Consider the following 12650-nt stretch of genomic DNA (forward strand, 5'->3'; position numbering starts at 1 on the left):
ACTCAGACCGCGGGCGCCTCTGCGGCCTCGGGGGCAGCGGTGGTGTCGGCCGGCGCGGCGCTCTTGTCGGCGTCGTTCGACAGGAGGATGAACGCCGCCGCAGCGGCACCGACGGTGGCGACCGTGGCGACCGTCGCCGCGATGGCGACCTGGGTCGCGACGGTGGCGACGCCCCACTCGCTCCCGGCGATCTCCTCGGCACGCTCCTGGGCGGCCTTGCGCTGCTCCTTGCCGACCAGGCCGCCGATGAGGCCGGACCCGTGCAGCAGGGAGATCAGGGTGGCGGTGCGCTCGTCGGGCTCCGCGCCCTCGACGAGGATCTTCGTGAGGTTGGCGCGCAGCGCGGTCTCGTGACTCGAGTCGGCGGCGGGCCAGCGGGTGATCGGGAGCATGCGGAAGAGCTTGGTCTCCTCCTTCTCCAGGATCCCGCGCTCGACGAGCGCGGCCAGCAGGTTCTCCTCGGCGTCCTTGGAGATGGCCTCGACGACCTTCCGCGCCGGCGCCTCGGGCGTGGCGAGCACGGCCTGCAGGGCTGCGTCCAGCGCCACGTGACCGGTGGGCGTGTTGTCGGTGACGAGGAGCGTCGTGTCCCCGGCCTTCTCCCGCTCTTCCTTGGTCGCGCCGGCCTCCGGCGCGCCCCGCATGAGGGTCTTGTTCGCGGCAGCGAGGTCGGCCAGGAGCGCGCCCGCGAGGCGAACACCCAGGTTGTCGACGTTGGTGGTCTTGCCCGTCTCGTCGTCGACGGCGAGCAGCAGGAAGTCTTCGGCAATCAGCATGGCCCCGATGCTATATCCGACAAGCGAGACAACGCCCGTATTGAGACGACGGTCGGGTGAACACGCCGCACATGCGGTGTCCTCCTTTGGTTAGCCTTACCTAATTCTGCTAGTGTCGCTCCTGCACTCGAAGAGGCGTACCGCCGGGCTGCGGGGCTGGGGGGTTTCCGTCCGGCGGCACGCCTCTTCCGTGCCAGAAGGTCGAGACGTCAGACGCTCAGGTCACCAGCGTGACCTGAGCGTCTGACGCGTTGCCGGGCGGAACCGCCGGTCGGATCAGACCTCCAGACGCTCCAGCATGTCGGTCACCAGCGCCGCCACGGGCGAGCGCTCCGACCGGGTGAGCGTGATGTGCGCGAAGAGCGGGTGCCCCTTGAGCGCCTCGATGACTGCCGCGACCCCGTCGTGCCGGCCCACCCGCAGGTTGTCGCGCTGGGCGACGTCGTGGGTGAGCACGACGCGCGAGCTCTGGCCGATCCGCGACAGCACCGTCAGCAGGACGTTCCGCTCCAGGGACTGCGCCTCGTCCACGATGACGAACGAGTCGTGCAGGGACCGCCCACGGATGTGCGTGAGCGGCAGCACCTCGAGCATGTCGCGCGCGATGACCTCCTCCACCACCGCGGGCGACACCAGGGCGCCGAGCGTGTCGTAGACGGCCTGCGCCCAGGGGTTCATCTTCTCGGACTCGGACCCGGGCAGGTAGCCCAGCTCCTGCCCGCCCACCGCGTAGAGCGGCCGGAACACGACCACCTTGCGGTGCTGCTGCCGCTCCAGCACGGACTCGAGGCCGGCGCACAGGGCGAGCGCCGACTTGCCCGTGCCGGCCCGCCCGCCGAGCGAGATGATCCCGATCTCCTGGTCGAGCAGCAGGTCGATGGCCACCCGCTGCTCCGCCGAGCGACCGTGGACCCCGAACACCTCCTGGTCGCCACGCACCAGCTGCACCCGCTTGTCCGCCGTGACGCGGCCGAGCGCGGAGCCACCCGGAGAGTGCACCACCATCCCCGTGTGGACCAGCAGCGGCGAGGCCGCCTCGACGGTCGCCGGGTCCAGGGACGCGATGTCCACCGAGTCGTTCTCCCAGAGCGACCCCATCTGCTCGTCGGACAGGTCGATCTCGCGCATCCCGGTCCAGCCCGAGTCCACCGCGAGCTCCGCCTTGTACTCCTCGGCCGGCAGCCCGACGGCGGACGCCTTCACCCGCATCGGCAGGTCCTTGGAGACCACCGTGACCCTGTTGCCCTCGGCCGCGAGGTTGGCGGCCACGGCGAGGATCCGGGTGTCGTTGTCGCCCAGCCGGAACCCGGCGGGCAGGACCGTCGGGTCCACGTGGTTGAGCTCCACCCGCAGCGTGCCGTCCGCGTCCCCCACGGGGACCGGTGAGTCGAGGCGGCCGTGCTGCACGCGCAGCCCGTCCAGCATCCGCAGGGCGCTCCGGGCGAAGTACCCGAGCTCGGCGTGGTGACGCTTGGCCTCCAGCTCCGTGATCACGACGATGGGGAGTACGACATCGTGCTCCGCGAACCGCAACATCGCCTTGGGATCACTCAACAGCACAGACGTGTCGATGACGAAGGTCCTGCGTTCGTCACCTGCCGCGCCGGGAGCGGCGTCGGCACTCTGGTCGGACGGGCGGGTGGTGTGTGCGGAATGGCTCACTGCGGTTCTCCCTCCGGCGCCGAAACGCCGTGACAGCCTCGACTACCTGGCGGGTACCGCCTGTCGGCGGAACCGACCCGGACGAACCGGGGCTGGTGGATGGGCCGGGCGACCGACTCGGTGCGCCGCGTCGTGGCGCAGAGCCGGGACCGGCCCTTCTCCACGGAGCGAGCACTCCATAGGTTGGCCTCCCGAAGGGGCGACTGGGTGCCGTCCCTGAGATGGAAACTACGCGCCCTGTCATCTCGTGACCAGAGTCACGCCCCGGCGGGTCGCAAGTTGTCACGAACTGTTCACACACTGGTAATGACTTGACCTTCACTCCAAGAATTGGCAAAACTCGCTGGAAGGCTCGCCGACGCGGCAGGATGGACGCATGGCTTCCTTCGCTGTCCTCCTCCGCGCCGTCAACGTCGGACCAGGCCTGCGCGTGACGTCCGCCGACCTGGTCGGCGCCGCCGAAGACGCCGCGCTCGGCGACGCCCGCACCCTTCTGAACAGCGGCAACCTCGTGGTCACGCCGGGGACCTCCGGCGCCACCCGGCCCGCCGACGTCGCGCAGCTCGTCCAGGACTGCCTCGCCGAGCGGCTGGGGCAGGACGTGGCCGCCGTCGGGCTGAGTACTGAACAGCTGGAGGTGATCGCCCGCACCAACCCCTTCCGGGCCGCCGCGCGCGACCACCCCTCGCAGCTCCAGGTGCACGTCCCGTTCGGCGCCCTGGACGAGGCGGGCATCGCCCGGCTCGACCTGGCCAATGCCGGGCGGGAGATGCTCGCGACCGGCGCAGGGGTGCTGTACGTCCACTACGTGGACGGGATCGGTCGGTCGAAGTTCACGCCGAAAATCCTTGACACCGCTGTCGGCGCGCCGACCACGGCCCGGAACTGGAACACGATCACCAAGCTGCGCACGGCCTGCGCCGGGCTCGCCTTGAGATAGCCCCGCCTGGACACCCCGCGGGCCGAATCGTGACCCAGGTCTCACTTCTTGCGCCCCCAGGCGCGCATCAGGCAAGGCCGTGGCAGGGTGCCACGGCAGGTAAGGTAAAACTCAGGTGTGCCGGGAAGTCTGGTCGGCGTGGACCGGGTCGACCGGTCCTTCTCTGACGACCCGCAAAAGCCGAGAGGACACGCGTTGATCCCTGACGCCACCGCCCCCACCCGCCTCCAGCGTCTCCAGACCTGGGCGGCCCGTGAGACCACGGGCGGCGCGCTCCTGATCGGAGCCGCCCTCCTCGCCCTCCTGTGGGCGAACTCGCCCTGGCGGGACGCCTACCAGACCCTGACCCAGACGGTGGTCGGGCCGTCCTCGCTCGGGCCGCTGCCGATCCACCTCGACCTGTCGCTCAGCACCTGGGCCGCCGACGGGCTCCTCGCGATCTTCTTCTTCGTGGTGGGTCTCGAGCTCAAGCACGAGTTCGTCGCCGGCAGCCTGCGCAACCCCAGGGAAGCCGGCGTCCCGATGATCGCGGCGGTCGGCGGCATGGCCGTCCCCGCCCTGGTCTACGTCGGCGTGGTCCTGGCCCTCGGCGACCCGAGCGCCCTGCACGGCTGGGCCATCCCGAGCGCCACGGACATCGCGTTCGCCCTGGGTGTCCTCGCGATCTTCGGCCGCGGGCTGCCGATCGCGATCCGGACCTTCCTGCTCACGCTCGCCGTCGTGGACGACCTCCTCGCGATCATCGTCATCGCGATCTTCTACACCAGCGAGATCCACTGGATGTCGCTGGTCGGCACGTTCGTCGCCGTCGCGCTGTTCGCCTGGCACGTGCGGTCGCGCAAGCCCCACTGGTTCATCCTGCTGCCGCTCGCGCTGATCGCCTGGATCCTGATGCACGAGTCCGGGGTCCACGCGACGGTCGCGGGTGTGCTGCTCGGCTTCACCGTTCCCGCGCTGGCCGTGCACGGCGAGGCCTCGTCGCGTACCCATCAGTACGAGCACAGCATCAAGCCGCTGTCGTCCGCCATCGCGCTGCCCGTGTTCGCGTTCTTCGCCGCGGGCGTCTCGCTGCTCGACGGCGAAGGCCCGGCGGCCGTGATCGGCCAGCCGGTCGTCGCGGCGATCACGGCCGGTCTCATCCTGGGCAAGCTCCTTGGCGTGCTCGGGACCACCGCGCTGGTCGTCCGGCTCACGCCCCTGCGCCTGCCCGACGGCATCGGCGTACGCGACCTGCTGCCCGTCGGCTTCCTGGCCGGTATCGGGTTCACCGTGTCGCTGCTGATCAGCGAGCTGTCCTTCGGCGACTCGGAGCACACCGACGGGGCCAAGATCGCAATCCTGGGTGCCTCGGTGCTCGCCGCGATCTTCGGCGCGATCTCGCTGCGCTGGGACGCCCGTCGGGCCCGCTCGTCGGACATGAACCTCGACGGCCGGGCGGACGACGTCCGCGAGTACATCGGCGACGCCAAGGACCGCGGGTCCCACTGAGCACCCCGCCAAGGTAGTCAGCTGGCGAGGTAGTCATGCAGCGAGGTAGTCACCTAGCGCGAACTGGGTGACTACCTCGCTGCATGACTACCTCGGCGTCAGTACTCCAGGAGGAGTGCCTCGCCCTGCCCGCCGCCACCGCACAGGCCGACGGCGGCCCGGCCGCCCCCGCGCCGCGACAGCTCGTGCGCCGCGTGCACCGCGATGCGGGCTCCGGACGCCCCGACGGGGTGCCCCAGCGCGATGCCGCCGCCGTGCACGTTCATGCGGTCCAGCGGGACCCCGAGCGCCTTCGCCGACACCCCGACGACCACGGCGAAGGCTTCGTTGATCTCCACGACGTCGAGGTCGTCGGCCGTCCAGCCCTGCCGCTCCAGCGCCTGGGCGATCGCCCGCGCAGGCTGCGAGTGCAGCGAGTTGTCCGGACCGGCCACCTGGCCGTGCGCGCGCACCGTCGCGAGCACCGGCACCCCGGCTTCTTCCGCGCGACCACGAGTGGTGAGCACGAGCGCGGCGGCGCCGTCGGAGATCTGTGAGGAGTTGCCGGCGGTGAGCGTCCCCTGGCCCGCGAACGCCGGGCGCAGCTTCGCCAGCGACTCCGGCGTGGTGTCGGGGCGAACGCCCTCGTCGGTGCGCACCTCGACCGGCTCACCGCGCCGCTGCGGCACGGACACCGGGGCGAGCTCCACCTCGAACACCCCGTCCTTCGCCGCCGTCGCGGCCCGCTGGTGCGAGGCCGCGGCGATCGCGTCCTGCTCCTCGCGGGACACGAAGACGTCGCCGGAGTTGTGGTCCTCCGTCGAGATGCCCATCGAGACGCCGTCGAAGGCGTCCGTCAGCGCGTCGTGCGCCGTGGCGTCCAGCAGCTCGGCGGGACCGTAGCCGAACCCGAACCGGGAGCCCGGCAGCAGGTGCGGGGCGTTCGTCATCGACTCCTGCCCGCCCACCAGCACCACGGACGCCTCGCCGGTCCGCAGCAGGCGCGCGCCGTCGATGATCGCGGTGAGCCCGGAGAGGCAGACCTTGTTGACGGTGACCGCCTGCACGTCCCAGGAGACACCGGCGGCGACCGCCGTCTGCCGGGCCGGGTTCTGCCCCGCGCCCGCCTGGATCACCTGGCCGAAGATCACCTTGTCGACGTCTGCGGCGAGCGTCCCCGCGCCCTCCAGGGCGCGCCGCGCCGCCACCGCACCGAGCTCGACGGCGCTCAGCGTGGCCAGCGAGCCCTTCAGCCGCCCCTGCGGCGTCCGTGCCGCCGAGACGATCACCACGTCGTCGGCCCGGTAGTTCTGAGCGCTGGTCTTGTCAGCGCTGTTCTCTGCACCCGGAGCCGCGTTCGTGGCGCTTCCCGGAGTGTTGATCGGGTCAGTCATGAGACCTCCTTTGGCCGTCGTACTTCAGCGTATCCCCCGGTGTGGTGTGCCCCGCAGCGCTCACAGCATCGGCTCGACGAGCTCCACGGCGAGCTCCGGTTCCGTCTTCTCGACCACCTCGTCGGCCGTGACCCCGGGAGCCAGCTCGCGGAGCACGAGCCCGGACGGCGTCACGTCCAGCACCGCCAGGTCCGTGATGATCCGGTTCACCACGCCCTTGCCGGTCAGCGGCAGGCTGCAGGAGCGCAGGATCTTCGGCGACCCGTCGCGCGCGACGTGCTCCATCAGGACGATCACGCGGCCGGCGCCGTGCACCAGGTCCATCGCGCCGCCCATGCCCTTGACCATCTTGCCGGGGATCATCCAGTTGGCCAGGTCGCCCGTCGCCGACACCTGCATGCCACCCAGGATCGCGGCGTCGATCTTGCCGCCGCGGATCATCCCGAACGACGTCGCCGAGTCGAAGATCGACGAGCCGGGCAGCAGCGTCACCGTCTCCTTGCCCGCGTTGATGAGGTCGGGGTCCACCGCGTCCTCGGTCGGGTACGGGCCCACACCGAGAATCCCGTTCTCGGACTGCAGCACCAGGTGCCGGCCCTCCGGGACGTAGTTGGGCACGAGCGTCGGGAGCCCGATGCCCAGGTTCACGTACATGCCGTCGGTCAGCTCGCGCGCGGCGCGCGCGGCCATCTCCTGTCGGGTCAGTGCCATGGTTCAGGCCCCCTTCGTGTCCGGCGTGGTGGGCGCGGCGGACGACGGCGCGGACACCGTGCGCCGCTCGATCCGCTTCTCGATGTCGGTGCCGACGTGCACCACGCGGTGCACGTACACCCCGGGCAGGTGCACGGTGTCCGGGTCGATCTCCCCCGGCTCGACGAGCTCCTCGACCTGCGCGATGCAGATGCGTCCCGCCATCGCCGCCAACGGCGAGAAGTTGCGTGCCGACTTGTTGAACACCAGGTTCCCGTGCCGGTCCCCGCGCAGGGCGTGCACCAGCGCGAAGTCGGTGCTGATCGCCTCCTCCAGCACGTACTCGGCTGCTGCGTCACCGGTGCCGAACGTGCGCACCTCCTTGGCGGGCGACGCGACGGCGATGCCTCCGGCGCCGTCGTACCGGCGCGGGAGGCCGCCGTCGGCCACCTGTGTGCCCACGCCCGCCCGCGTGAAGAAGGCGGCGATGCCCGCGCCGCCGGCCCGGAGCTTCTCGGCGAGCGTGCCCTGCGGGGTGAGCTCCAGCTCCAGCTCGCCCGAGAGGAACTGGCGCTCGAACTCCTTGTTCTCCCCGACGTACGAGCTGGTCATCTTCGCGATCCGCTGAGCGTTCAGCAGCACGCCGAGCCCCCAGTCGTCGACGCCGCAGTTGTTGCTCACCACCGACAGGTCGGCGGTGCCCTGGGCGAGGAGCGCCTCGATCAGCGCTATCGGGTTGCCGCACAGGCCGAACCCACCCACCGCCAGGGACGCGCCGTCAGGTATGTCGGCGACCGCCTCGGCCGCGCTCGCGACCACCTTGTCGAACCCGCTGCTCGTCGCAGCGCCACCCACATCAGTCATCTTCGACTCCATTCCAGTCGGGATCCGGTCAGGATCGCGGTCAGGCCCCGGGCCCGACGATCAGCAGGGTCGCCGCGAACACGATCCCCGAGGCCAGCAGTGTCACCGTGGTGTATCCCAGGATGTCGCGCACCTTCAGTCCGGCGATAGCCAGCAGCGGGAGCGCCCAGAAGGGCTGGATCATGTTGGTCCACTGGTCGCCGTACGCCACGGCCATGATCGCGATCGCCGGGTCGACGCCGAGCCGGGTCGAGGCGTCGAGCAGGATCGGCGCCTGGACGGCGAACTGGCCGCCGCCCGACGGCACGAAGAAGTTCACGACACCCGCCGCGACGAACGCCAGCACCCCGAAGGTCTGCGGTGTCGAGACGCTCACGATCGCGTCGCTGAAGACCTGGATGAGACCCGTCGCCGTCATGATCCCGAGGATGCCCGCGTACAGCGGGAACTGCAGCAGGATCTCCCCCACGTTGGTCGCCGCGTTCTTGACCAGGGCCGCCACCTCGAACGGGCTGCGCGCCAGCAGGAGCACCAGGGCGAGGAACGTCCAGTTCACGATGTCGAGGGTCGGCGTGCCGCCGTCGGCGAAGTAGACGACCAGGTAGGCCACGAGCCCCAGACCCGTCAGGGTCGTGAGGACCCGGCTGGCGTCGAGGCGGTCCGCCGGGGTCACCGGCTGCTCGACCGCCGCCTCGGCCTCGCGGGCGTCCACCTCGAGCTCCACCACGCGGTCCGTGCCACGCGGTGCGACCAGGGCCAGCGCACAGGCGACCACCACCACCGTGATCACCGCGGCGATCAGGTTCCACGGTGCGAAGGTGGTCTCGGAGACCGGGATCGTCTCGCCCAGCTGTTCGACGACGAAGGAGTCCGGGGTCGCCGCCGTCAGCGGGCCGGAACCCGTGTACCCCATGTGCCAGACGACGAAGCCCGAGAACCCGGCGGCGACCAGCAGCGGGAAGTGCACCCGCACGCCCTTGGCCCGCATCTGGGCCGCCACCTCGCGGGCCAGCAGGCCGCCCGCCACCAGGCCGAGTCCCCACTGCACCAGCGACAGCGCGGAGGCGAGGACGGCCACGAACACGTACGCCTGTATCGGACCGCGGGGCAGCGAGGCGAGCCGGGCCAGCCCGCGGCGGACCAGGCGGGTGTTCGCGAGCATGTGGCCCAGCAGCAGGACGAGCGCCATCTGGGTCATGAACTCGAGCAGCCCGGACAGCCCGTCGCCCCAGCCGGTGAGCACGGCGGTGGGACCGGCGTCGGTCAGCAGGAGCGCGAGCGCCGCCACCACGAAGGTCAGCAGGACCGCGAACACCAGGGCGCTCGGGATGAACCGCTCCACGACGGCGTTCACCGGCCGCATCGCGCGGGCGAACGGGTTCCTGGAGGTCGTGTCCGTGCTGTCGTTCGTCTCGGTCATCGTGGTCCGCCCTTCGTCATCGTGCGCTCCATCCTCCGTCGATGGCCCACGACGCGCCCGACACCATCGCGCCGTCGGGGCCGGTGAGCCAGCCCACGAGCGATGCGACCTCGTGCGGCTCCACGAGCCGCTTCACCGCGGCCTGCTCCAGCATGACCTTCGCCAGGACCTCGGACTCCGGGATGCCGTGCACCCGTGCCTGCTCGGCGATCTGCTTCTCGACCAGGGGCGTCCGCACGTAACCGGGGTTCACGCAGACGCTCGTGACCCCGTGCTCGCCGCCCTCCAGCGCCGTCACCTTCGACAGCCCTTCCAGCCCGTGTTTGGCCGACACGTACGCCGCCTTGAACGGCGACGCCACCAGCCCGTGCACCGACGAGACGTTGATGACCCGGCCCCAGCCGCGCTCGTACATGCCGGGCAGCGCCGCCCGGACCAGCAGGAACGGCGCCTCGAGCATGATCCGGTGGACCAGCCGGAAGTCGTTCGGGACGAAGTCCTGGATGGGGCTGACCCGCTGGATGCCGGCGTTGTTCACCAGCACGTCCGTGTCCAGCCGCAGGCCGTCGAGCGCCTGGGTGTCGGACAGGTCCGCCACCCAGGCCTCGCCGCCCACCTCCTCGGCGACGGCCTGGGCGCCGTCGCCGTCCACGTCCGCCACGGTCACGTGCGCGCCCCGTGCCGCGAGCTCCCGGGCGCACGCCGCGCCGATGCCGCTCGCACCGCCCGTCACGAGCGCCCGCCGACCGTCGAGCCGGTGACCTTCCGGGGTCGGGTCCATCGTCGATCCTTCTCCTCAGACGTTCCGAGCATCGGGCGTTCCGCGCCTCAATCGTTCCGTGCCGCGAGCGCCCGCTCGCGGGCCTGGTCCTCGGCGTCGAGGTCGTGCAGCGAGGCACCCCGGGTCTCGCGCAGCGCGAGCGCCGCCACCAGGGTGATGGCCGACGCCACCAGCATGTAGACCGCCGTGGGCCACCAGGATCCGGTGTTCCTGAGCCAGGTGACGGCCAGGATCGGGGCGAGGGAGCCCGCCACGATGGACGTGACCTGGTAGCTGATCGAGACGCCGGAGTAGCGCATCCGGGTCGGGAACATCTCGGACATGATCGCGGGCTGTACCGCGTACATCATGGCGTGGAACAGCAGGCCTGCCATGAGCACGGCGAGGATCACCAGCGAGTTGCGGGTGTTCATCGCGGGGAAGGCGAACCAGCACCAGGTCGCACCGAGGATCGCGCCGGCCACGTACAGCGGCCTGCGGCCGATGCTGTCGGCCAGGCGTCCCACGACCAGAATCACCACGAAGTGGAACGCGTGCGCCGCCGCGACGACCCCGAGGATCCGGGTGGTGTCCATGCCGAGCGCCGTACCGAGGTAGACGATCGAGAAGCTCACCACCAGGTAGTACAGGATGTTCTCCGCGAACCGCAGGCCCATGCCGGTCAGCACGCCGCGCGGGTAGCGCCGGACCACCTCGAAGACGCCGTAGCCCTTGGTGCCCTCGTCGATCTCGGCCTTGGCCTCCTCGTAGATCGGGGCGTCCGAGACGCGGGTGCGCACGTAGTAGCCGATCACGATGACCACGGCGGACAGCCAGAACGCGACGCGCCAGCCCCAGGAGAGGAAAGCGGCGTCGGTGAGGGTGGCGGACATCGTGTAGAGCACGACCGTGGCGAGCAGGTTGCCGGCGGGCACGCCGGCCTGCGGCCACGCGGTCCAGCGGGCCCGCTCGTCGTCCCGGCTGTGCTCGGCCACGAGCAGGACGGCGCCGCCCCACTCACCGCCGAGCGCGACGCCCTGCACGAACCGCAGCACCACCAGGAGTGCCGGCGCGAGGTAGCCGACCTGCTGGAACGTCGGGATGCAGCCCATCAGCACCGTCGCGACGCCGATGAGCAGGATCGTGAGCTGGAGCGTGTGCTTGCGCCCCACCTTGTCGCCGATGTGGCCGAAGATGACGCCGCCGAGCGGCCGCGCCAGGAAGCCCACGGCGTAGGTCACGAACGCCGCGATGATCGCGTCGTACTCGTTGCCCGTCTCGGGCATGAGGACCTTGTTGAACACGAGCGCGGCGGCGGTCGCATAGAGGAAGAAGTCGTACCACTCGACGACCGTGCCGGCCATCGAGGCGCCGACGATGCGCTTGATCAGCGACCGGTCGCCCGGCGCTCCGGTGCCCTGCTGTGCACTCTGCCCTGCAGACATGCTGCTGCTCCTCGGTGTCGACTCTGACACGGGTAGTGGCCTGCCGGTGCGGTCAGCACGGTCTGCCACCTGTGACCCGCCCGAGTGTTCCGGCGAACCGCTGTGCGGGCAATGACGAAGTCGGCAGACGCGGTGTGCACGGATGCACACTTGGTACCGTCGCGGCATGTCAGCCCGCAACGACCCGCCGGCCGGCCAGGTGGCCGATCAGCTCCTGGTGCTGCTGGAGGTGGCCCGCACCGGCCGGTACACGACGGCGGCGCAAGCGCTCGGCGTCAACCACACCACGGTGGGCCGCAACATCGCCGCGCTGGAGCGCGCGCTGGGCGGCCGCCTCCTGGTGCGCGGTGCGGACGGCTGGGAGCTGACGACGCTCGGCCGCCGCGCAGCGCGGGCCGGCGAGGCGGTGTCGGACGCCGTCGACCGGCTCGTGGCCCACAACGCCGAGGTCGACCCGATCACCGGCGTCGTACGGATGACGGCCACCGACGGGTTCAGCGCCTACGTCGCCTCCCCCGCCATCGCGCGGTTGCGGGGCGCGCACCCCGAGCTGTCCGTCGAGCTCATCACGGTCACCCGGGTGGCCACCCACCACCGCTCGGGGGTCGACGTCGACGTCGTCGTCGGCAGCCCGAGCGTCCAGCGGGCCCGGGCCGTGCGCCTGGGCGAGTACGTGCTCGGCATGTACGGCGCGCGCGACTACCTGGCCCGGCACGGTACGCCGACCACCGTCGAGGAGATGTCCCGGCACGGCCTGGTCTACTTCGTCGACTCGATGCTCCAGGTCAACGACCTCGACGCGCCGCGCCGCCTCGTGCCCGGCATGCAGGACGCGCTCGCCTCCACCAACGTGTTCGTGCACGTCGAGGCCACCCGCGCCGGGGCGGGCCTCGGTTTCCTGCCCTGCTTCATGGCCGACCGGCACGACGACCTGGTGCGGCTCCTTCCCGACGAGGTGACGGAGCGCCTGCCCTACACCGCCGTCATCCGCAGCGAGACCTGGCGCCGGCCGGCCGTGGCCGCCGTCGTGCAGGCGCTCGCGGAGGAGATGGGGCGCCAGCGGGACCGGCTGCTGGGCATCCGTACCGGCTGAGCCCGGCCGCAGTGGGTGAACCCGGGGACTTGCCGTGCCACGCGGCCAGGTGCCGTGCCACCATGGATCTGCCAGGTCGAGGACGCCCGCCGCGATGGGGCGCGTGGGCCAGGACGCCCCGACACGTGAGTCCTACCCA

Annotated in this window: 11 protein-coding genes; 3 read left to right on the forward strand and 8 right to left on the reverse strand. The window is 71.1% G+C overall.

Annotation, left to right across the window (positions count from 1 at the left end):
- Positions 1-2 precede the first annotated feature (2 nt).
- Positions 3-776: a GOLPH3/VPS74 family protein gene (locus LUM46_RS20470; RefSeq protein WP_274996513.1), complete on the reverse strand. Its 774-nt coding sequence runs from the start codon at positions 774-776 to the stop codon at positions 3-5.
- A gap of 276 nt (positions 777-1052) precedes the next feature.
- Entirely contained in the window at positions 1053-2438 is a 1386-nt protein-coding gene (locus LUM46_RS20475) for a PhoH family protein (RefSeq protein WP_420875797.1), read from the reverse strand.
- 376 nt (positions 2439-2814) lie between these two features.
- Between LUM46_RS20475 and LUM46_RS20480 the strand changes: the two genes are divergently transcribed.
- Positions 2815-3378: a DUF1697 domain-containing protein gene (locus LUM46_RS20480; RefSeq protein ID WP_274996514.1), complete on the forward strand. Its 564-nt coding sequence runs from the start codon at positions 2815-2817 to the stop codon at positions 3376-3378.
- Between the two features lie 195 nt (positions 3379-3573).
- Positions 3574-4866, forward strand: coding sequence for a Na+/H+ antiporter NhaA (gene nhaA, locus LUM46_RS20485; RefSeq protein WP_274996515.1), 1293 nt, complete (start codon positions 3574-3576; stop codon positions 4864-4866).
- A 98-nt stretch (positions 4867-4964) separates the two neighbouring features.
- Here nhaA and LUM46_RS20490 read toward each other — a convergent pair whose 3' ends face one another.
- From LUM46_RS20490 to LUM46_RS20515, 6 genes are read right to left on the reverse strand one after another with little or no spacing between them, the layout of a single operon-like run.
- The gene (locus tag LUM46_RS20490) at positions 4965-6239 is read right to left on the reverse strand and encodes an acetyl-CoA C-acetyltransferase (protein ID WP_274996517.1); all 1275 of its coding nucleotides are present in this window, start codon (positions 6237-6239) and stop codon (positions 4965-4967) included.
- A 60-nt stretch (positions 6240-6299) separates the two neighbouring features.
- Positions 6300-6950: a CoA transferase subunit B gene (locus tag LUM46_RS20495; RefSeq protein ID WP_274996518.1), complete on the reverse strand. Its 651-nt coding sequence runs from the start codon at positions 6948-6950 to the stop codon at positions 6300-6302.
- A gap of 3 nt (positions 6951-6953) precedes the next feature.
- The gene (locus tag LUM46_RS20500; RefSeq protein ID WP_274996519.1) at positions 6954-7793 is read right to left on the reverse strand and encodes a CoA transferase subunit A; all 840 of its coding nucleotides are present in this window, start codon (positions 7791-7793) and stop codon (positions 6954-6956) included.
- Positions 7794-7833: 40 nt separating this feature from the next.
- Positions 7834-9213: a short-chain fatty acid transporter gene (locus LUM46_RS20505; RefSeq protein ID WP_274996520.1), complete on the reverse strand. Its 1380-nt coding sequence runs from the start codon at positions 9211-9213 to the stop codon at positions 7834-7836.
- Positions 9214-9229: 16 nt separating this feature from the next.
- On the reverse strand, positions 9230-9994 hold the full coding sequence (locus tag LUM46_RS20510) for a 3-hydroxybutyrate dehydrogenase (protein ID WP_274996521.1): 765 nt from the start codon (positions 9992-9994) through the stop codon (positions 9230-9232).
- A gap of 47 nt (positions 9995-10041) precedes the next feature.
- A complete protein-coding gene (locus LUM46_RS20515) occupies positions 10042-11418 on the reverse strand; it encodes an MFS transporter (protein WP_274996522.1) in 1377 nt (458 codons plus the stop codon).
- A 166-nt stretch (positions 11419-11584) separates the two neighbouring features.
- Here LUM46_RS20515 and LUM46_RS20520 point away from each other — a divergent pair, with 166 nt between their 5' ends.
- Entirely contained in the window at positions 11585-12511 is a 927-nt protein-coding gene (locus LUM46_RS20520) for a LysR family transcriptional regulator (protein ID WP_274996524.1), read from the forward strand.
- Positions 12512-12650 lie beyond the last annotated feature (139 nt).

This window comes from Promicromonospora iranensis, assembly GCF_028994805.1.
Lineage (GTDB): Bacteria > Actinomycetota > Actinomycetes > Actinomycetales > Cellulomonadaceae > Promicromonospora > Promicromonospora iranensis.

Excerpts from the sequence above, each read along its gene's own strand:
- LUM46_RS20470 (WP_274996513.1), bottom strand. The coding sequence starts at position 776 with ATGCTGATTGCCGAAGACTTCCTGCTGCTCGCCGTCGACGACGAGACG.
- LUM46_RS20480 (WP_274996514.1), top strand. The coding sequence starts at position 2,815 with ATGGCTTCCTTCGCTGTCCTCCTCCGCGCCGTCAACGTCGGACCAGGC.
- LUM46_RS20490 (WP_274996517.1), bottom strand. The coding sequence starts at position 6,239 with ATGACTGACCCGATCAACACTCCGGGAAGCGCCACGAACGCGGCTCCG.
- LUM46_RS20495 (WP_274996518.1), bottom strand. The coding sequence starts at position 6,950 with ATGGCACTGACCCGACAGGAGATGGCCGCGCGCGCCGCGCGCGAGCTG.
- LUM46_RS20500 (WP_274996519.1), bottom strand. The coding sequence starts at position 7,793 with ATGACTGATGTGGGTGGCGCTGCGACGAGCAGCGGGTTCGACAAGGTG.
- LUM46_RS20505 (WP_274996520.1), bottom strand. The coding sequence starts at position 9,213 with ATGACCGAGACGAACGACAGCACGGACACGACCTCCAGGAACCCGTTC.
- LUM46_RS20510 (WP_274996521.1), bottom strand. The coding sequence starts at position 9,994 with ATGGACCCGACCCCGGAAGGTCACCGGCTCGACGGTCGGCGGGCGCTC.
- LUM46_RS20515 (WP_274996522.1), bottom strand. The coding sequence starts at position 11,418 with ATGTCTGCAGGGCAGAGTGCACAGCAGGGCACCGGAGCGCCGGGCGAC.
- LUM46_RS20520 (WP_274996524.1), top strand. The coding sequence starts at position 11,585 with ATGTCAGCCCGCAACGACCCGCCGGCCGGCCAGGTGGCCGATCAGCTC.